Source organism: Actinoalloteichus hoggarensis, from assembly GCF_002234535.1.
Lineage (GTDB): Bacteria > Actinomycetota > Actinomycetes > Mycobacteriales > Pseudonocardiaceae > Actinoalloteichus_A > Actinoalloteichus_A hoggarensis.
This window is the reverse complement of sequence record NZ_CP022521.1, coordinates 6,189,275-6,209,051: the sequence shown is the minus strand read 5'-3', so window position 1 is coordinate 6,209,051 and position 19,777 is coordinate 6,189,275. Positions and strand designations below refer to the sequence as shown.

Genomic DNA, 19,777 nt, shown 5'->3' with positions numbered 1-19,777 from the left:
CTTAAGGAAGCCAACTCTATTGCTGAGTGGGGCCACCCTAAACGGCGGGAACAGCCTTAACAACCCGTGTGTGACCTGGTCTAAGTTACGATCTAGTACCGCCGAATGGGTGCATTTGATTTACGGGCGGGGGACGCAATGGGTTGCGTTGTGTGAGTATAGTTTCGGCTGGCCGCCTGATGGGGTGGTCTGTTCGACCTTCCCGGCGGGCATGATCACGGCAGTCTGCTGAGCTGACCAGGGAGCGTGATGGCGAGTCCGGTGGTGACGGCCAGGGCGAACGCAGAGTCGACGACTCCGCTGTTCCGGGCCTTCGCTGTGATCGATGCGGGTACGGCGAGTTCGGCCGACGGCCGACCCGGCCCGCGAGACGGCGGCTTGCGTCGAGAGTCCGATGCCGGGGACGCGGGGGCGTTCATCCCCGGGCATCGGTCGGTCTCCGCGCCGTCGGGCACCAAGTCAAGGTCCGAGGTCGAACAGTCGTTCGATTTCTCCGCCTGCCCGAGTTGGAGGGTCTGCTAGTCGTGGCACGCCCCGAAAAGCCTTCGCAGGGCAGAAAGCCCGCTCCGCTCGAACTGGAGAGCGAAGGAGTGGAAGACCGCCAGGAAACGGCGGCACCGAACGAGGCCGCCGAGGCCTCGTCGCAGAGCAGCAGGCAGTCCGGCGGGACCCGAAGCTCCCGGTGGCAGCTGCGCAACTGGCGCCTGCGCACCAAGCTCGTCGCGGTCCTGCTGCTGCCGACGCTGGCCGCGCTCTTCTTAGGTCAGCTTCGAGTCTTCGACCAGATCGACGCGGCCGACGAGTACGCCCGCAACGTCCGGGGCTTCGACGTCGTCGAGCGCAGCACCGACCTGATCCACGAACTGCAGCGCGAACGGGACGTCGCGTCGTCCTACATCGCCAGGGGCCGGGTCGGCGGCGCTCAGGCGGTCGACGACCAGGTCGTCCGAGTCGATCAGGACGTGCAACGGCTGCGGGACAGCCTCGGCCAGCTCGACGACTTCGACACACAGGTGATCACCAGTCGCACCAGGGCGCTGGAGCGTCTCGGCGGTCTGGCGGGCCTGCGCGGCGCGGTCCGGGAGACGCAGTACTCCGAGACCGCGGCGATCAAGACCTACACGAGCATCATCCAGTTCCTGTTGCAGATGAACCGGGACATCGTCGCGTCGATCACCGACAGCGCCGTCAGCGCTCCCGCGAGGGCGACGGAGGCGCTCGCCAGGGCCAAGGAGGAGATCGCTCAACAACGGGCGACCCTGTTGGCGGCCGGACATCGGGACGAGCTGCGGGAGATCCATTTCCAGCAGCTCCAGGCGTCCAACGCGCAGTTCTCGGCGGCGGTCAACGAGTTCTACGCCATCGCCAGCCCGAGTGAGGCCAACCTCTACAGCGACACCGTGGCGGGTCCTGCGGTCGACGACGTGAACAGCATCAAGGGGATCACCCTGGTCCGGCACCAGAACGGCATTCCGCTGGGGCTGAACTCCGTGCTGTGGGACCAGTCGGCCAGCACCACGATCGGCCTGACGCGTGAGGTCGAGCTGGAGCTCCAGGGAGACCTGCGGGCGCGCGGAGAATCGCTGGCCGATCAGGCCAGGATGACCGCTTTCCGGGACGCGGCCCTCGTGCTCGGCTTCCTCGTCGGCGCGCTGGTGCTGATGCTCTTCGTCGCCCGATCCATGCTGCGTCCGCTGCGGGTGCTGCGGAAGTCGGCGCTGGAGGTGGCGCACGAGCGCCTGCCGTCGGTCATCGCCCAGATGCGGGAGACCGAGAACGACATCCCCAAGGTCACCGTCCAGAGTGTCGACATCCACACCCGCGAGGAGATCGGCCAGCTCGCCAGGGCCTTCGACGCGGTGCACAACGAAGCAGTCCGGCTCGCGGCCGAGCAGGCGCTGCTCCGGGCGAACGTCAACGCGATGTTCGTCAACCTCTCCCGCCGCAGCCAGACCCTCGTGGAACGGCAGCTGGGCCTGATCGACCGGCTGGAGCGCGACGAGCAGGACCCGGATCAGCTCGCGAACCTGTTCGAACTGGACCACCTCGCCACCCGTATGCGGCGCAACAGCGAGAACCTGCTGGTCCTCGCGGGTACGGAGACCACCCGACGGATGGCTCGGCCGGTTCCGGTCACCGACATCCTCGGTGCGGCGGTCTCCGAGGTCGAGCAGTACGCCCGGGTCACGGTCTCGGCCACGCCGGAACTGATGGTGCAGGGTCGTGCGGTCAACGACCTCGTCCACCTCATCGCCGAGCTGCTCGACAACGCGACCGCGCTGTCGGACCCGCAGACCAAGGTCACGGTGCGTACCGCGCACAGCCGCAAGAACGAGCTGATCATCGAGATCACCGACCGAGGCGTCGGCATGGCCGACGACGAGCTCGCCGAGGTCAACGAACGGCTGGCCAACCCGCCGAGGGTCGACGTCGGCGTGTCCCGCCGCATGGGCCTGTACGTGGTCGCGCAGCTGGCCAAGCGCCACGAGATCCGCGTCCGGCTGCGCAGCGAATACCTCGAGGGCGGCATCATCGCCCTGGTCGTCGTGCCGTCGAACCTGGTGGTGCGGCCGACGTCACTGCGCAGCAGCGGCCACACCGGCACACAGGCACTGGCGGCCCCGAGGGAGAACCTCGCGCTGCCGACCGTGGTCGACGACCACACCGGGGGCGACTCCGGGGCGGGCTCACTGCCCGCGCTGCCGTCGGTGGCGCCGGAGCCCGGGCCGATGGAGCCGTTCGGCGAGCAACTGCCGAGCGACCCGGCGTTGAGCGACATCGCCAAGTCCGACTCGACGGACTATTTCGGCTTCTACGGCGAATCGGCGGAGTCCGAACTGCGCGGCGGTTACCGGAATCCGGCGGAGGAGGAGCAGCCGCAGTCGGGCGGGCCCGGCGGCCGACCTGCTCCCGAGGACACGGCCTACTTCACGGCCGCCGAGATGGACGACGCCCAGGAACCCGACGAGGACGAGTGGGAGGCCCAGTTCCCGCAGCAGGACCACCCGCAGGCCGAGGCCGCCGCGTCGCACGACGACGGCAGACAGGGCGCCGTGTCACGGGCACCGGTCGCGGACGAGCGGTCCTCGGGGGCGGCGAAGGCGCAGACCGACTTCGACGCGCCGACGGAGCGACTGCCCATCTACGAGGCCGTCCTCTCCCAGTGGTTCCAGGCAGGCGACGGTGCCGCCCCGCAGGAGCAGCCCAACGGCTCCGCTGCCTCGGCGAGACAGAAGAACACCGCGCCGAAGGATCCGGCGGCCAGGAACACGCCGGCGGCTCCGCAGCGCAACGGGGTTCCGCCGACGCAGCAGCAGGCGCCGCAGCGGCGCGAGGCAGCCGCTCCGCCGCCCGCCGCCCGCAGGCGTCCGCCGCAGGCGCAGCCCGACGCGACCCAGCGGCCTGTGCCGCCCGCCGCGGGGCGCACGCCGTCGGCCGCCGACGCGACACCTGGTGCGGCGCCGACGCGGCGCCAGCCGGTGCGGTCCGAACGGCCTACGTCGACCGCGACGCCGTCGGAGGGCCAGGGTTGGCATTCCGCAGGAGACGACGGTTGGGAGGCAGCCAAGACGGTGCTCGCTCAGACTCCGGAAGGCGTGACGCAGGCAGGCTTGCCAAAACGTGTGCCGAAGGCCAAGTTGATGCCCGGCTCGGTCGCGCCGCAGACTAAGACGCAGCGGCAGGCCGCACCCGAGCAGTCGGATGCGCCTCCCCGGTCGGCAGAGATGATTCGAGGCAAGATGTCGAACTTCCAACAAGGACTGCGGAAGGGCAGGCACCACAGGGTTGACGCCCTGGCCGCGCCCGGTAGTTCCACAGATCCATCCCATCAGTCCGCTAGCCGCCACGACGAGGAGCAGGAGTGACCGCGTCCGCCCAGCAACCAGGTTCCTTCGGTTGGTTGATCACTGACTTCGTTCGTCGCGTACCTGGTGTCGCGCACGCCGTCGTCGTCTCCGCAGACGGCCTGCTCCTCGCCGGGTCCCACGGACTTCCTCGGGATCGTGCGGAGCAGCTCTCTGCCGTCGCCTCCGGGTTGATCAGCCTCACCCAGGGTGCCGCCCGCGTCTTCGAGGCAGGCGACGTCGCGCAGACGGTCGTGGAGATGGAACGGGGATTCCTGTTCCTGATGTCCATCAGCGACGGTTCCTGCCTGTCCGTCCTGGCCGCCCCGAACTGTGACATCGGCCTCGTCGCGTACGAGATGACCTTGTTGGTCGAGCGCGTCGGCCAGCAGCTCACGCCGGAGCTACGTGCTCAGCTACAGGGTGTGACTCGCCGGTGAACCCACAGGCGTACTTACCTCGACGGAGTGATGGGCAATGACCTCTGGACCTGGTTTCGGCGACGGCCGTGCTGGTGAGTGGGCAGGCCAGCTCGACTTCGACGGCTTCTACGGTCGAGGACGGGACGGCCAGAGCGACCCGGACGCCGACTACCTGATGGGCGGCGCCGATCGGGCGCTGTTCGGCGGCCCGGGCGCGGATCTGCTCGGGACGAGCATGTCGGGCGACTTCGACGACTTCTCCTCGACGCCGGTGCAGGAGGTCGAGCAGAGCTGGCCCGAATACGAGCCGGACGAGGAGAGCAGCCGGGACCCGCTGGTGGAGACCGGTTCGCTTGTCCGTCCCTATGCCAGGACAGGCGGCCGAACCCGGCCGGATTATGATCTCCCCATCGAGGCGTTGATCTCCACGAGTGACCGTGGTCGAGAGCGGAACTCGATGTCGCTGGCCGAACACCGTTCCATCTGCGGTCTGTGCATCGAGACTCGTTCTGTCGCCGAGATCGCGGCGCATCTGCGTCTTCCTCTCGGCGTGGTTCGTGTGCTGATCGGCGACATGGCCAGTCTCGGCTTGGTTCTCGTCCACAACAGCGGTCTTGTGATGGGGGACGGGCCGTCACTCGCGTTCCTGGAAAGGGTGCTCAGTGGGCTTCGCAGGCTCTGAACCCCAGCGGACTCCGGCCGCCAGCAAGCACGCCACCACGTCGACGAAGATCGTCGTGGCAGGTGGCTTCGGGGTTGGTAAGACGACGTTCGTCGGCTCGGTCTCCGAGATCGTGCCGCTCACCACCGAGGCGGTGATGACCGAGGCGAGCGTGGGCGTCGACGACCTGAGTGCCACCCCCGGCAAGGTCACCACCACGGTGGCGATGGACTTCGGTCGTGTCTCGCTGGACAGCGACCTGATCCTCTACCTGTTCGGCACGCCCGGTCAGCACAGGTTCTGGTTCATGTGGGACGACCTGGTGAAGGGCGCCATCGGCGCGGTCGTGCTGGTGGACAGCAGACGACTGGCCGACGCCTTCGCCTCGATCGACTTCTTCGATGACCGTGAACTGCCGTATGTCGTCGCGCTGAACTGCTTCGACGGCGTGCTGCACCACCGGATCGAGGACGTTCGGGAGGCGTTGACGATCGACGACTCCGTGCCGATCGTGGTGTGCGACGCGCGGAACAGGGACTCGACCAAGCAGGCCCTGATCACGCTGGTCGAGCACGCGATGCGGCAGTGGATGGCGGTTCGCGCCACTGGATGAACGACCGCAGGCAGGCGTGACGTCTGCTCCGACGATGACGGAGCGGGCGTCACGCCTGCCGCGTTCTCGTCGCGCGCACGTCACCGGTACGGCCTGCGCGGGCCGTCCTGCCGCATCGGGGATCGCCGGCGGCCCGGATCGGTCGGTGCAACCACCGATCGTCGGGCCGGACGAGGCCGTGAGCGGAGCGGGGCATCCGGAGCGGAGCCGTCCGTCCTCCTGGCCTGGAAAGGCGGGTCGCGACGGAGGGCCGGGAACGACGTCGGGCGCCGAGTCGGTCCGGCGGGATCATTCCGTCGAACTCGTCGAGCGTGCGGCCTCCTCGGTGTCCTGCGCGTCCTCCACGAGAGCCGCGCTGCTGATGCGATGCAGCGGATACCGCTGCACGGCTCCCACGCTCCGATCGAATCCCTCCAGGAAGCCGCCGCTGATGGTCACCGGGTCGACGATCCGCTGCGTGGCGACGCCGTGCGAGTTCACGAAGCCGATCCAGAGCCTGCTGCGTGAGCGCACCGCCTCCCGTACCAGCGTGACGGTGGGCGAGACCGGATGCCCCTCGGCCGCGGTGGACGCCGAGGCGCCGCGCCGCACCGCGGAGGTGTGATCCCCGATCCGGATTCCGGCGACGACCTCGGTGAGGCGCTCCTCGTCGATGGGGGCGGGGGAGGCGGCGCGCCTGCCGGAGCCCGAGCGTCGGGGGAGCCTGCGGCCCGGCGGACGCAGGTCCAGCAGTCGCCCGTCCAGCCCCTCGGCCACCGGCGCCAGCCCGGCCGCCCGCAGTCCGTCCAGCAGCTCGACGAGCGGCAGCGCGCTCACCAGGACCGTCGGAGCGAGGCGGCGCAGCTCCCACTGCGCGGCCTCCGGCCTGCCGAGCACCTCGCTGAGCAGCACCGGGTCCTCACAGCGCAGGAACGAGGCCGCCGCGCCCCCACGCAGCCTGCCGTGCCTGCGGGCCACGTCGTCGATCAGATAGGTGAGCGACTGCGGGACCGGGGTCTTGGACCGTTCCGCGAAGAGATCGTGCAGTTCGGTCGCGCTGCGGCCCGCGTCGAGGGCGCGCCGCACACTCGTCTCGCTCACCCGGTACACCGTGGCGCTGCCCGCCGACTCCACGTCGGCGACCAGGGCCATCTCCGAGGCGAGGTCGGACTCCAGCGGACCCGGCGCGATCACGGTCAGGTCGGCCTGGACGAGGATGTGGTCCAGCGGCGACGGCATCGCCGCCCCCATCAGTCGGGCCGCCTCCGCCTGGCCGGCGTCGAGCAGCGCCCGCCCGGCGGAGGACAGCCTGCCGACCGCGCTGATGCCGACGGACGCCGACTCGCTCAGGGCCCAGCGGACCTGATCGTCTCGTAACCGGCCGCCCTGCCGCGGCGCCCGCCAGGCGAGCAGCTCCACGAGCGAGTCGTCCGAACGCAGGGCGGTGTCCTCGGGCAGCCCGGCCAGCTCGGCCAGGGCTCGTCTGCGGGCGAGCGGTGCACGGGGGCGCCGCAGCTCCTCGGCGAGCACGGAGAGCAGCCGATCTCGTTCGTCCCGTCCGCCCGCCAGGGCGGGAAGCCGGGGCATCTCCAGCCAGGCGGAGGCCACCGTCGCCCAGCGCTGCTCGGCGGGGGAGGCGATCCAGGTGTCCGCGGCCACGGTCAGCAGCCAGTGCGGTTCGGTCTCGTCGCCCGCCGCGACGAGGCCCGCGGCGACCGCGAGTTCGATGATCAGCGTGGCCCGCGGCTCGGTGGCCTCCATCGCGCGGGCGGCCCGCCGCAGTTCGCGGACGCCCAGGCCCCCCGACCGCAGGACCGGCGGCGGTTCGGTGGACCACAGGCGCAACAGCGTCTCGACGTGGCGGCAGAGTTCCAGCGCCTCCCCCGCCGCGGTGGCGTCGGCGTCCGCGGTCGACCGCCGCACCGTGTCCAGCACGGGCGGGTCGACCGGCACCGGCCCGAGCGGCCGGTCGCCACGCAGCAGCAGTCCGAGCTGTCGGGGCAGTTCCACCGTCTCGGCGTCACGACGCAGCAGTAGCCCGGCCGCCAGCAGCCGTTGGACGGGGGTGCTGGCCCGGTCGAGCGGGACGACCGTCCCGGCGTCCTTCGTCTGGCCCACCGGCGCGCCCGAGGCCAGCGCGCCGAGCAGCCTGCGCTCGGCGTCGGACAGGTCGGCGACGACGGCCGCGAGATCCTGTCGGTCCAGATGCGGTGCGGGCCGGCCCAGCCCGGCGGGGAACGGGCCGATCGCCTCGCGGGCGGCGGGCACCACCGACAGTGTCGGATCGACGCCCCAGACGAGCGCCCTGGCCCGCAGCGCGGCGAGCCCGTCGCGAACTCTGTCCCCGGATACTCCGTCGCCCATCAGCTCGATGATCGTCTTCTCTCCGACCGGCTGCTGGTCGGCGTCCGCGACGAGCAGCGCCTCCAGCACGGCGAGGCTGAAGGCGTCGAGTTCCTCACAGGCACGGGCCACGGAGACCCCGATGCCCGCGCGGGTGGCGAGGACCGTCGTGTCGGGCGGAGCAGGGGTGGCCAGGTCAGGTCGAGCGCGCAGCAGTGCGGCGAGCATCGCGTCGTCCTGGTCACGCAACCAGTCGGCCAGTGAGGTGCCGGGCATCCTCACCACGATACTTCGCGATGCGGCAGACTTAAGGGAGTCCTTTCCGACACTCCGCGGGCATGCCGCCGGGCGGGGGCGACCGTGCGGACACGTGCGGCGCGGTCGGTGTGGACGTCGCTTGACCGAAACCGGAGGAGGAGCCGTGGCCAAGGCAGCCCGTCAGGACCGCATCGACCCGAGCTGGCCGCAGGTGCCCGAGGGCGAGCACGCGGTGTCCGAGCTGAGGGCGGCGACGGCAGGCGCGCCGTCTCCCTTCGGCGAGACCGAGTTTCCGCTGGCTGAGGGTGCGGTGCATTACGAGCACCCGGTCACGGTGATCAACAGGTAGCTCGCCGACCGGCCGGGCTGCGGGCGTCCGTCCTCGTCTGGTTAGGCTGTTCCCCCTGCTTGAACAGCGTTGACCAGGGAGGTCGTCATGCCGGTTCCCGGCCCCGGCTATGCCATCACGGTGCGCGTCGAGACCCCGCCGTCGTCCAGTGCGGCGGGTGACCTCACCAGCGCCGTCGGCCGGGTCGGCGGCGTGATCACGGCGCTCGACGTCGTCGAGTCGCACACCGACCGCGTCGTCATCGACATCACCTGCAACGCCCTGTCGGCGGAGCATGTCACCGACATCACCTCCACGCTGGACGCGCTGCCCGACGTCGCCGTGCGCAAGGTCTCCGATCGGACCTTCCTGATGCACCTCGGCGGCAAGCTGGAGGTCCGCTCGAAGGTCGCGCTGCGCAACCGAGACGACCTGTCCCGTGCCTACACGCCGGGAGTCGCTCGCATCTGTCAGGCCATCGCCGCCAACCCCGACGACGCCCGCAGGCTGACGATCAAGCGCAACACCGTCGCGGTGGTCACCGACGGGTCCGCGGTCCTGGGCCTCGGCAACATCGGCCCCGGTGCCGCCCTGCCCGTGATGGAGGGCAAGGCCGCACTGTTCAAGAAGTTCGCCGACGTCGACGCCTGGCCGGTCTGCCTGGACACCCAGGACACCGAGGAGATCATCCGCACGGTGGAGCTGCTCGCCCCCGTGTACGGCGGCATCAACCTCGAGGACATCGCCGCGCCGCGGTGCTTCGAGATCGAGCGCAGGCTGCGGGAGAAGCTGGACATCCCGGTCTTCCACGATGACCAGCACGGCACGGCCATCGTCGTGCTCGGTGCGCTGCGCAACGCGCTGCGGGTCGTCGGCAAGGACATCGGCGACTGCCGAGTGGTGGTCTGCGGCGTCGGCGCGGCGGGTTCGGCGATCATCCGGCTGCTGCTGCGCGACAAGCCGGGCGACGTGGTGGCGGTCGACATCGACGGCATCGTGCATCAGGAGCGGGAGGGCCTCGGCGACCACCTGCAGTGGATCGCCGAGCACACCAACGCCGAGCAGCGCACCGGGTCCCTGCATGACGCTCTCGTCGGCGCCGACGTGTTCATCGGCGTGTCGGCCCCGAACCTGTTCGGAGCCGAGCAGGTCGCCACGATGGCGGACTCGGCGATCGTCTTCGCGTTGGCCAACCCCGACCCCGAGGTCGATCCGCTGGAGGCCCAGCAGCACGCCGCCGTGGTGGCGACCGGGCGCAGCGACTATCCGAACCAGATCAACAACGTGCTGGCCTTCCCCGGCTTCTTCCGGGGGATGCTCGACGCCCAGGCCCACAGCATCACCGACTCGATGCTGCTGGCCGCCGCCGACGCCATCGCCGACGTGGCCGACGGCGAGCGGCTCAACGCCTCCTTCATCGTGCCCAGCGTCTTCGACACGACGGTGGCGCCCGCGGTGGCCGAGGCGGTGCGGCGGGCCGCCGAGGAGGGGTGACGCGCGCGGCGCGGCCGGGCGCGGGGGCGAGGTCGCGCCGAGGCCCCGAGGGCGACGGGTATCGCTCATTCGTGGCGGCAGGCGTTCTGTGATGCTCGGCGTCGTGCTGAACGGGGGGCAGAATGGTTGCCATGGGCTACGGACATGTGGAATCGCGGCATCGGCCGCTGACCGTGGACGATCTTCGTACGATGCCGGACGCCGGCGGCCGGTACGAGCTCGTCGACGGGCGGCTTGACATGTCGCCTGCGCCGGTCGCCATCCACACGCTCATCGAATCGCGGCTGACGATCCACCTCGGGGGGCTCGCGCCTGAAGAGCAGATCGTCTTCAGTTGTCCAGGTATCACTCTCAATGCGGACCGCACCCATCACCGCATCCCGGATGTGGCGATCATCCGAGCGGACGAGTTCGAACAGCCCTATCTGACTCGGCCGCCGCTGCTGGTGGTCGAGGTCGTCTCGCCGGAGAGCGTCTTCCGGGACCACCACACCAAGCGCGTCGAGTACGCCCGGTTCGGCGTCGAGTCCTACTGGATCGTGAGCCCGGACCCGGAGAAGCCCGGGATCGTCGAGCTTCGGCTGGAGGACGGCGGTTACCGCGAGGTCGCCCAGGTCTTCGGCACGGACGTCTTCGAGACCGAGGTGCCGTTCCCGATCCGGCTCGTCCCGCACTGGCTCGTGGCGATGGGGCCGTGGCGGAAGCACATCGCGGGAGAGTGACCGTCGGCGGGCGGGGCGCCCCTCGCCCGGGAAGCCGTTGCTTCCGGCGTCTGCCGCCGTCTCGTCGGTGGTGAGACGGCCGAGCCGGGGCGCCGACCGCGGGCTCGGGTGGGGAACCGCGGCCCGTGCCTCTGCGGCGTGCCGAGTCAGCGCCCCGGCCGGCGGATGACGTGCCGGTTCGTCCCGGCCGGGTCACCGACCTGCGAGGCGGACGGCAGGCGACCGCCGCCTAGCATCTGCTGGCATGGAGCTACCGCATCTGGACCCCGGCGGCGCGGCCCGCATGGTCGACGTCTCCGCGAAGGAGGTCTCGGCCAGGACCGCGACCGCCACCGGGGTGCTGCGCACCACCGAGGAGGTGGTGGGGCTGCTGAGCAGCGGCACCCTGCCCAAGGGTGACGCGCTGGCCACCGCGCGCATCGCGGGGATCATGGGTGCCAAGCGCACGCCGGATCTCGTGCCGCTGTGTCATCCGATCGCCCTGTCCGGAGTGACCGTCGAGCTGGAGCCCGCGGGCGCGCAGGTGCACATCCGTGCGACGGTCCGCACCACCGACCGTACCGGGGTCGAGATGGAGGCCCTGACCGCCGTGGCCGTCGCGGGGCTCGCCCTGCACGACATGATCAAGGCGGTGGACCCGGCCGCGGTGCTGGATCACGTTCGGGTGGAACGCAAGGACGGCGGGAAGACGGGAACGTGGAGGAGACCGGAGTGACCGGCCAGACCCGACATGCCAGGGTGATCACGGCGTCGAATCGGGCGGCGGCGGGGGTGTACGCCGACACCACCGGGCCGCTCATCGTGTCCTGGCTGCGGGAGAGGTCCTTCGAGACGCCGGACGCGGCCGTCGTCCCCGACGGCGCACCGGTCGGCGTGCGGCTCCGGGCCGCGGTCGAGGCGGGGGTGCAGGTGGTCGTCACGACCGGCGGCACCGGGATCAGCCCGACCGATCGGACACCGGAGGTCACCGCCGAGCTGCTGGATTACGAGTTGCCCGGCGTGGCCGATGCGATCCGGGCCGCCGGACTGCCCGCGGTGCCCACCGCCGTGCTCTCCAGGGGGCTGGTGGGCGTGGCGGGCCGGACGCTCGTCGTCAACCTTCCCGGATCGCGGGGCGGCGTCCGCGACGGACTGGGCGTGCTGGCGGGCGTCCTCGACCATGCGATCGACCAACTTCGCGGTGGCGACCATCCGCAGCCGGAGCGGGCGGCGGACACGGCCGAACCCGCGAGCATGGGAGCCGAGGAGTCGACGGCGGAGCCGCACGGCTCGTCGGCGGCCGGCCGTCCGGATGTCGACCGATCGTCCGTGTGGACGGCGGACGCGGCCGGTGCGGATCACGCAGGGCAGCCGGCGTCCGCGCCGGCGGCCGAACGCGACTGGTCCGTGCGGGTGGTACGGGCCGAGGTCGTCGACGAGGACCTCGCCGCCGTCGATCACGAGGCGCTGGTCGCCGACGCGGGGGCGGGAGCGGTGGTGGGCTTCCGAGGCGTCGTGCGCGACCACGACGGTGGCCGGGGCGTCCGGGAGCTCGAGTACGTCGGCCACCCCAGCGCACCGGAGAAGGCACGTGAGGTCGCCGCCGACGTCGCCGCCCGGCACCCGGAACTGCGGGCGATCGCGGTGACGCATCGGCTGGGGCTGTTGGCGGTCGGCGACCTCGCCCTGGTGTGCGCGGTCTCGGCCGCCCATCGCGCGGCGGCGTTCACGGCGTGCGCCGATCTGGTCGACGAGATCAAGGCCCGGCTGCCGATCTGGAAGCGGCAGGTGTTCCTCGACGGCACCCAGGAGTGGGTCGACTGCCCGTGAGGGTCTGGACGGCCCAGGGGCGAGCGGTGTCGGGACTCCGGTCGTCGAGACGGGCGTCCCCGGCGGAGCCTTCGGCCTGTGCGGCCAGGCGAGCGGGCTCCTGAAGCGGCCGCTCGGTCCCGATTCCGTTCCTGCCGGGCGATGTCCGGGCGTGTCTGGCCGGTGAAGTCCGTGCCCGGTGGCGGTCCGTCCGTTCTCGATGATGCGGTCCGATGACGCGCCGATTCCAGTCCGGGTGCGATTCAGGCCGGGTCGCCGCTCAGTCTGGGTGGCTGCTCAGTCTGGGCGGCTGACGCGTCGTCAGGCGGCGGACAGGACGCCGCCGTCCGCTCCGGAGCGGCCGAACGCGGCCTGCGGGCGGGCGACCGGTTACGCCCACGACAGACTGCCTGCGACTTGGGTCGAGAGGCGCGGGAGCGTGGACGGCGAGTGTCCGTCGCGTTCGAGGAGCACGCCTCCGGAGGCGGTGCACGGTGGCGGGCGGGTGCGGGGGCATCCGGGCGGGCCGCGTATCGGGGCCGACGACGTGAGACGGACGTCGGGCCGGCGGGCGAGGGCCTGCGCACGTTCGCGAGGCCGTGTCCACGGGATGGAGCGGCGGCGTGGTCTCGCCGGGCGCACGGAGTCGGTCCAGGCCGCGAGATCTCGGCAGGGCCCGTCGTCCGGAGAGTCGCGTGGTGTCCGGCGGGGCCGTGCGACGGGGGCGTGCCCGCTCCGACGCGACGGCGGAGCACGAGTGCCGCATGGCCCGGCGACGGGTACGCACGGGGGACGCGGCCTGCTCGGTCACGAACGCGACTGTACCGCCGTCGAACCGGGCTGCCTAGAAGTTCAGGATCGTCGGCCGGGGCGCACCGTGGCGGCACGGGTCACCGGCGACCCGGCTGTGGTGTCCTCCGGTGCGACCGCCGGTGCCGGGCGGGTGGCCGCACCGTATGAGTCGGTCCGCGGTGGCTCGGGATCCTCCGCGATGCCGGCTGCCAGGCCTGCGGGCGCCCTCCAGCGCTCGAATCATGGTGGACGGCTGGTCGGGTCCGCTCCCCGCCCCCCGGGGGATGGCGGCGGGGAGCGGACCCGGCAGGGATCAGCCGACCAGGAGCTTCTGACCGGTGAAGATCAGATCCGGGTCGGCGACGACCTCTGCGTTCGCCTCGTGCAGCGACTGCCAGTCGGTGTCGTGTTCCTTCGCGATCTTCGACAGGCTGTCGCCCGCCTCGACCGTGTAGTTGCCCTCGGGGTGGTCGAGGATCGGGCCGACGTGGGCCGGCGCCTGTTCCTGGACCTCCTGCGGGGCGGGCTGCGGCGCGGCCTCGGGTGCCGCGGCCTCCTCCGGAGCTGCTTCGGGGGCAGCCGGGGCGGGCGCGGCGGGCTGCGGCGCGGGCTGCGGAGCAGGCTCCGCCGTTCCGCCGCCGAGGTGCCAGCCGGTCTTGGCGCTGCATGCGGGCCACGCGCCGGGGCCCTGCTCGGCCAGCACCCGCTCTGCCACGGCGATCTGCTGCTCGCGCGTGGCCTGGTGGGCGTTGGGCGCGTATTCGGTGCCGCCGAAGGCGGCCCAGGTCTGCGGGTGGAACTGGAGTCCGCCGCTGTAACCGTTTCCGGTGTTGATGGCCCAGTCGCCGCTGCTCTCGCACTGCGCGAGGGCGTCCCAGTCGGGCGCCGCGACGGCTGGAGTGGCCATAGCCAGGGGGGCGCCGACGAAGGCGCCTGCGACTGCGATTCGGGTGATGGTGCGGCTGGTACTGGAAGGCTTGCGGTGCCTGCCTTGGTAGCGAGCCATGTCCCTCTCTCCCACCGCGCCGACTCCGTCCCCGCTCTTCGCGGGGCCCCGATCTCGGCCGTCCCCGGTTCGCGGGGCCGCTGAAGATCGAGTTCTCGTCCCTGTCCGGTCTGTGATTCGGGGAAGGAATGCGCTGGACAGGGCTTGGCGCTGCGCACTCCCGGTTTCTCTTGCGGCCGTTCGGGGCGACCGAGAGGCGACGGTACGTAGCCGACAGGGAATTCCCAAACGATAGCAATGGTGACGCTCGTCACAGTAACGCGGGTGGGTGATGCGCGATGAGGGCCTTTTCGCAGGTCAGTGCGTCGTTACCGGTCCGTTTCCGGTTCGATATCGATCACCCACCGTGAGGTATGGGTCACCATGTCGTGCTTACTGTGAGCAGTTTTCTCGTTGGCGGGGAGTAGTTGTACAGCTTTGAGTGAGAGTAGGTGCACCAGTGGGGGAAGCGCCCTGTTCCACGGTGACGGAGAGCAAGAAATTCCGGTCGGCGCAAGATCCAATCGGGTCGCATGGGGTTGTGCTACAGAGGGTGATTGATGATCGCTCTGCGAGATCAAGTCGTGATCCATCAGGGGTGCGCCCGTCGGCCGTGACGGAGACGAGCGGTGGCGGCGAGCGGCAGGGCTCAGCCGCCTGCGAACGGCGGGAGGACGTCGAGGACGACGGGTGTGGTGAGCCGTCGGTCCCGGTCCGTCACCGCCACGCCGTCCACCAGGAAGCTGCACGCGCCCAGCACCCGTTCCAGCCGCGCGCCTCGGCGATCGGCGAGCAGACTGAGGACCTGATGCACGGTGGCGCCCTGCGGCAGCCGCACCGTCTCCTCGGTGACCTCGGCGGCCGCCCTCGCTCCGGCGAAGTAGCGGACCCGCACGGTGATCTGGTCGGTGGTGTTCACCGATCTCCCTCCTCGGCCTGGCGACCGGCATACGTCGGCCGGTGTTCTCGATCGGGCAGCGGCTCGGCACGGCTCGGCACGGCTCGGTGGAACGGTCGGCCCTCGGCCCTCCGTGTCGGCGCCGTCGAGGCCGTCGGCGACTCCCGCCGTCAGCCGCCGATGGCGCTCATCGGCCGCCGAGGCTGAGTGAAGCTCTCGTCGTTGATGCCGTGTCCGGCGGGCTTGCCCCACATCGTGGTGCGCCAGATGTCGGCCAGCTCCTCGTCGTCGGCCCCCGACCGCAGCGGGCCGCGCAGGTCGGTCTCGGTCTGCGAGAACAGGCAGCTGCGGAGCTGTCCGTCCGCGGTCAGCCTGGTCCGATCACAGGCCGCGCAGAACGGCCTGGTCACCGAGCCGATGACGCCGACGGTGCCCGGCCCGCCGTCGACGGACCACCGCTCGGCGGGCGCCGAGCCGCGTTCGGCCTCGTGCGGGGTCAGGGCGAACGTGCCTTGGAGCAGCGTCAGGATCTCCGTCGCGGTGATCATCTCGGAGCGCTGCCAGCCGTGCTGCGCGTCCAACGGCATCTGTTCGATGAAGCGGAGGTGGTAACCGCCGTCCAGTGCGAAGCGCAGCAGGTCGGGTGCCTCGTCATCGTTGACCCCGCGCAGCAGGACCGCGTTGATCTTCACCGGGTCCAGGCCCGCGGTCTTGGCGGCGGCCAGGCCCGCCAACACGTCGTCGAGCCGTCGCCTGCGGGTGATGGTGTGGAAGCGGTCCGGGCGCAGGGTGTCCAGTGAGACGTTGATGCGGTCGAGTCCGGCCGCGGCCAGTTCCTCGGCCCGCCGCGTGAGGCCGATGCCGTTGGTCGTCAGAGAGATCCTGGGCCGGGGGCGCAGTCGGGCGGTGTTGGCCACGACGGCCGCCAGATCCGGCCGTAGCAGCGGCTCGCCGCCGGTGAAGCGCACATCACGGACGCCGAGCCGCTCGACCGCGATCCGCAGCAGCCGATCGAGCTCCGAGGTGTCGAGCAGGCTGCTCTTGGCCAGCCAGTCCAGGCCTTCGGCGGGCATGCAGTACGAGCAGCGCAGATTGCAGCGATCGATCAGGGAGACTCGCAGATCGGCGGCCGTGCGTCCGTACCGGTCGATCAGACCGGCCGCCTCGGGACGCGGCAGGCCGCCCGCCGCCCTGGGAACGACCGGGATGCCCAGCTCCACCGCACTCACAGGACGAGCCTAACCACCGGACGGACGCCGAACCCGCGGCCTCCGTCCGCCTCCGTCCGCACGGGCGGCGCCTCGACGCGAAGTGAAGATCATCATTCCGCCGTCGAGAATCGCCGCCGAGGTCTCGTCGTGACGTAAGGTCCGATCTCGTGCCCCGATACCGCATCACCGAGTCCGCCGCCCTGCTGGGGGTGAGCGACGACACGGTGCGTCGCTGGATCGAGCTCGGCCAGCTGACCGCCGGCCGTGACGAGTCGGGCCGAATGGTGATCGAGGGAGCGATGCTCGCCGAGTTCGCCGCGGGCCAGGCTCGCGAGACACCCGATCCCTCGGCCGTCGGCCGCTCCGCTCGCAACCGCTTCGTCGGCCTGGTCACCGAGGTGGTGGTCGACCGGGTGGCGGCGAAGGTGGAGATGGTCTGCGGGCCGCACCGGGTGGTCTCGTTGATGACCGCCGACGCGGTGGCCGAACTCGGTCTCGAACCGGGCGTCTTGGCGGTCGCCGTGGTCAAGTCGACCCATGTGGTGGTGGAGACGCCTCGGGCGGGCGGCTAGGCGGCACGGCTCACGGGATGGCGCTCCCGCCGTCGGGCAGGCAGCATGAAGCCCGTGATCGGAACAGCCCAGACTCGCCCCGAACGCTGGAACTATCTCCTGGACATGGACGGGGTCCTCGTGCACGAGGAGCACCCCATCGAGGGGGCCGATCAACTCCTCGCCGAGCTGGCCGAGCGTGAGATCGCCTTCATGGTGTTGACCAACAACTCCATCTACACCCCGCGCGACCTGCGTGCGAGGTTGTCGGCGAACGGCCTCGAGGTGCCGGAGGAGTCGATCTGGACGTCGGCGTTGGCCACCGCGCGCTTCCTGGACTCGCAGCGGCCGGGCGGCTCGGCTTACGTGATCGGCGAGGCGGGCCTGACCACGGCGCTGCACGAGGTCGGTTACGTCCTCACCGACCGCGACCCGGACTACGTGGTCCTGGGTGAGACCCGCACCTACAGCTTCACCGCCATCACCAAGGCGCTGCGCCTGCTGGAGGCGGGCGCGCGGTTCATCGCCACCAATCCCGACGAGACCGGGCCCAGCCGTGAGGGCAGGCTTCCCGCCACGGGTGCGGTGGCCGCGCTCATCGAACGGGCGACCGGCCGGGCGCCGTACTACGTCGGCAAGCCCAATCCGCTGATGATGCGGTCGGCGCTGCGTGCGCTGGGCGCCCATTCGGAGAACACCCTCATGGTCGGCGATCGGATGGACACCGACGTCCGCGCGGGCATGGAGGCCGGGATGCAGACCATCCTGGTGATGACGGGCATCTCCGGGCCCGCGACGGCGGACAGCTTCCCCTTCCGGCCCACTCGGGTCGTCGAGTCCATCTCGGAGCTGGTCGGCGCGGCGCACCTGCCGTTCCCCGACGGCGGCGTGCCTGCCAGGACGATCCTGAGTTCGGCACGCGGCCCGGACGGCGGAGACCGGCCGGCCGACTGAGCCGGCCCGCGCCTCCGCGGGTCGAGCCCCGCGAATCATGCCGGCGGGCCGGGTCTGTGAGTCATGTCGGGCGCATCGAGCCCGCCGGGCGTGCGAACGGCCCTGCGGCCGGGCGGGCCCGCGTCCGGCCGTGTGCGGGGCAGGCGCGGAGCGGTGCGTGTCAGCTGTAGAGGCTGCCCCGCAGCACCGTCGTGGCTCGGCCGGAGACGCCGACCCGGTCGCCGCGCACGTCGATGCGCACCCGGCCGCCTCGCGCCGAGAGCTGCTCGGCCACCAGCTCCGTTCGACCGAGCCGTTCGGACCACCAGGCCGCCAGGGTCCGATGTGCCGAGCCCGTCACCGGGTCCTCCGCGACGCCGACACGCGGGAAGAAACACCGACTCACGAAGTCGACGCCGTCCCGTCCGCCCGCCGCCGTCACGATCACTCCGCGATGCGGCAGACCGCTCAACGTGGCGAGATCGGGGTGCACCGCCGCGACGGCCGAGGGAGACTCGACCTCCACCAGCAGATCCGAGGAACCCGCCGCGACGGATGCCACCCTGATCCCGCCGAGCGCCTCGGACAGTCGCGCGGGCGGGTCGGCGAGCACCGTCGTCGGGTCGGCGGGAAAGTCGAGTTCGATCCGGCCGTCCTCGGTGGCCACACAGGACAGCTCGCCGCCGCGGGTGGTGAAGACCTGATCGCCGCCGAGGACGTGCGCGGCGGCCAGCGTGGCATGACCGCAGAGGTCGACCTCGACGGTCGGTGTGAACCAGCGGAGCGGCTTCGGTGCGTCGGCATGCCCGTCCACTTCGACGAACGCCGTCTCCGAATGTCTCAGCTCGGCGGCCACGGCCTGCATCCACTCCGGGTCACGGAAGCTCGGCAGCAGCACCACTCCCGCCGGGTTCCCCCCGAAGGGGCGATCGCTGAAAGCGTCCACGACGTACACGTCCACCGCCATGCGGAGAATGTAGAGGCCGCATCCGACTCGGCGGCGTCCGGTGGCCGTCTGGGACGGCCCGGCGCAGGTCAGCGAGGCCGGGTGGGGCGATGCCTCGGCTGGGCGATCGGGAGATGCGGACTCAGGACGGCGGCGGCGATCGCGGTGACCGCGTCGGCGGCCTCGGCGGTCGTCGCGGTGGGGATGAGCAGATGGCTGACCGTCAGTCGGACGACCGTGTCGGCGTAGAAGGTCGTGGAGGCGGGCGGCAGCTGGGGCAGCTGTGCGTGCAGCCTGCGGCTGATCAGGTCGGTCAACGCACGCAGCGTCGGCAGGTCGGGCACCGGCAGGAAGGGCAGCAACGCCTCGCGTTCGAGTCCGGTGAGCAATGCGGTGAGAAGCGGATCACGCGCCGAGACCTCCAGTATCCGCCGGACGGCCGCTCGTATTCCCGCGACCGGGTCGTCGGCGCTTCGGATCGCCTGGCCGACCTGTTCCAGACAGATTCGCGCCTGGTTCAGGACCACGGTGTGCGCGAGGGTCTCCTTCCCGCCGAATTCGTTGTAGACGGTCTGTCTGCTCACGCCCGCCATCGCGGCGACCTCGCTCATTCGCAGCCTCGCGAAGCCACGTTCGGCGAGCAGGTCTGCGGCCCCGCACAGGAGGTTGTCGCGTAACGACATCTTCACCCGCACAGTGAGCCGATGGGCTGGGGTCACCCGGATATTCTGACGCACCGTGACTGGATGTCAATCGGCCTAGGCTACTCGTTGAGTAGTCAAGAAAGCGCGTGTTCGCGACTGTTCGACGCTCGGTGTCGATCCACGGGGAAGGTCGATGGATTTCCATCGAGGAATTCCCCGTGCCTGCCTGATGTTCTCGGCGCGAGGCATCCCCGTGCGGGTAGACCGCGATTCTCGACGGCCGAGAACGCCGCCCGTTCGACACCGACACCGAACCGACACCGCGATGCTCCGGCCCGTACTCGCCGGCTGTCGCGCCGATGCC

At 70.9% G+C, this 19,777-nt stretch carries 17 protein-coding genes; 11 read left to right on the top strand and 6 right to left on the bottom strand.

The features are described from left to right. Nucleotides 1-524: 524 nt before the first annotated feature. From AHOG_RS26415 to AHOG_RS26400, 4 genes are read left to right on the top strand one after another with little or no spacing between them, the layout of a single operon-like run. Complete coding sequence (locus tag AHOG_RS26415) at nucleotides 525-3,866, top strand: sensor histidine kinase (RefSeq protein WP_157737054.1); 3,342 nt, start codon at nucleotides 525-527, stop codon at nucleotides 3,864-3,866. Continuing rightward, the gene (locus AHOG_RS26410; RefSeq protein ID WP_069852620.1) at nucleotides 3,863-4,285 is read left to right on the top strand and encodes a roadblock/LC7 domain-containing protein; all 423 of its coding nucleotides are present in this window, start codon (nucleotides 3,863-3,865) and stop codon (nucleotides 4,283-4,285) included. Before AHOG_RS26415 ends, AHOG_RS26410 begins: the two co-directional genes overlap by 4 nt. Before the next feature lie 37 nt (nucleotides 4,286-4,322). After that, the gene (locus AHOG_RS26405; RefSeq protein WP_093943728.1) at nucleotides 4,323-4,949 is read left to right on the top strand and encodes a DUF742 domain-containing protein; all 627 of its coding nucleotides are present in this window, start codon (nucleotides 4,323-4,325) and stop codon (nucleotides 4,947-4,949) included. Next, nucleotides 4,930-5,541, top strand: a complete 612-nt coding sequence (locus AHOG_RS26400) for a GTP-binding protein (RefSeq protein ID WP_093943727.1) — start codon at nucleotides 4,930-4,932, stop codon at nucleotides 5,539-5,541. The genes AHOG_RS26405 and AHOG_RS26400 overlap by 20 nt, the downstream gene beginning before the upstream one ends. 288 nt (nucleotides 5,542-5,829) lie before the next feature. Here AHOG_RS26400 and AHOG_RS26395 read toward each other — a convergent pair whose 3' ends face one another. Further along, the gene (locus tag AHOG_RS26395) at nucleotides 5,830-8,139 is read right to left on the bottom strand and encodes a helicase-associated domain-containing protein (protein ID WP_093944838.1); all 2,310 of its coding nucleotides are present in this window, start codon (nucleotides 8,137-8,139) and stop codon (nucleotides 5,830-5,832) included. A gap of 145 nt (nucleotides 8,140-8,284) precedes the next feature. Here AHOG_RS26395 and AHOG_RS26390 point away from each other — a divergent pair, with 145 nt between their 5' ends. The 5 genes from AHOG_RS26390 to AHOG_RS26370 all read left to right on the top strand — a co-directional run bounded on the left by AHOG_RS26390 (nucleotide 8,285) and on the right by AHOG_RS26370 (nucleotide 12,474). Continuing rightward, nucleotides 8,285-8,470, top strand: coding sequence for a hypothetical protein (locus AHOG_RS26390; protein WP_093943726.1), 186 nt, complete (start codon nucleotides 8,285-8,287; stop codon nucleotides 8,468-8,470). An 87-nt stretch (nucleotides 8,471-8,557) separates the two neighbouring features. Beyond that, nucleotides 8,558-9,943 carry an NAD-dependent malic enzyme gene (locus AHOG_RS26385; protein WP_093943725.1) on the top strand — a complete coding sequence of 462 codons (1,386 nt, stop codon included), beginning with the start codon at nucleotides 8,558-8,560 and terminating at the stop codon, nucleotides 9,941-9,943. Between the two features lie 122 nt (nucleotides 9,944-10,065). Then, entirely contained in the window at nucleotides 10,066-10,665 is a 600-nt protein-coding gene (locus tag AHOG_RS26380) for a Uma2 family endonuclease (protein ID WP_211290498.1), read from the top strand. 244 nt (nucleotides 10,666-10,909) lie between these two features. Then, nucleotides 10,910-11,380: a cyclic pyranopterin monophosphate synthase MoaC gene (gene moaC, locus AHOG_RS26375; RefSeq protein WP_093943723.1), complete on the top strand. Its 471-nt coding sequence runs from the start codon at nucleotides 10,910-10,912 to the stop codon at nucleotides 11,378-11,380. Further along, a complete protein-coding gene (locus AHOG_RS26370) occupies nucleotides 11,377-12,474 on the top strand; it encodes a molybdenum cofactor biosynthesis protein MoaE (RefSeq protein ID WP_093944837.1) in 1,098 nt (365 codons plus the stop codon). The genes moaC and AHOG_RS26370 overlap by 4 nt, the downstream gene beginning before the upstream one ends. Nucleotides 12,475-13,558: 1,084 nt before the next feature. Here the strand turns inward: AHOG_RS26370 and AHOG_RS26365 are convergent. From AHOG_RS26365 to moaA, 3 genes are all read right to left on the bottom strand, one after another. Next, nucleotides 13,559-14,251, bottom strand: a complete 693-nt coding sequence (locus AHOG_RS26365; RefSeq protein WP_093943722.1) for a LysM peptidoglycan-binding domain-containing protein — start codon at nucleotides 14,249-14,251, stop codon at nucleotides 13,559-13,561. Between the two features lie 628 nt (nucleotides 14,252-14,879). Next, the gene (locus AHOG_RS26360; protein WP_245856455.1) at nucleotides 14,880-15,149 is read right to left on the bottom strand and encodes a MoaD/ThiS family protein; all 270 of its coding nucleotides are present in this window, start codon (nucleotides 15,147-15,149) and stop codon (nucleotides 14,880-14,882) included. Between the two features lie 149 nt (nucleotides 15,150-15,298). Continuing rightward, nucleotides 15,299-16,306 (bottom strand): GTP 3',8-cyclase MoaA, encoded by a 1,008-nt coding sequence (gene moaA / locus AHOG_RS26355; RefSeq protein WP_211290719.1) that lies wholly within the window; start codon nucleotides 16,304-16,306, stop codon nucleotides 15,299-15,301. Nucleotides 16,307-16,506: 200 nt separating this feature from the next. Between moaA and AHOG_RS26350 the strand changes: the two genes are divergently transcribed. Together AHOG_RS26350 and AHOG_RS26345 are read left to right on the top strand one after the other, a co-directional pair. Further along, the gene (locus AHOG_RS26350) at nucleotides 16,507-16,911 is read left to right on the top strand and encodes a TOBE domain-containing protein (RefSeq protein WP_093943720.1); all 405 of its coding nucleotides are present in this window, start codon (nucleotides 16,507-16,509) and stop codon (nucleotides 16,909-16,911) included. A gap of 105 nt (nucleotides 16,912-17,016) precedes the next feature. Next, nucleotides 17,017-17,844: an HAD-IIA family hydrolase gene (locus AHOG_RS26345; protein ID WP_245857090.1), complete on the top strand. Its 828-nt coding sequence runs from the start codon at nucleotides 17,017-17,019 to the stop codon at nucleotides 17,842-17,844. Between the two features lie 160 nt (nucleotides 17,845-18,004). Here AHOG_RS26345 and AHOG_RS26340 read toward each other — a convergent pair whose 3' ends face one another. Both AHOG_RS26340 and AHOG_RS26335 read right to left on the bottom strand, forming a co-directional pair. Continuing rightward, a complete protein-coding gene (locus AHOG_RS26340) occupies nucleotides 18,005-18,790 on the bottom strand; it encodes a PhzF family phenazine biosynthesis protein (protein ID WP_221439118.1) in 786 nt (261 codons plus the stop codon). 68 nt (nucleotides 18,791-18,858) lie between these two features. Next, entirely contained in the window at nucleotides 18,859-19,488 is a 630-nt protein-coding gene (locus AHOG_RS26335; RefSeq protein ID WP_093943718.1) for a TetR/AcrR family transcriptional regulator, read from the bottom strand. Nucleotides 19,489-19,777: the final 289 nt, after the last annotated feature.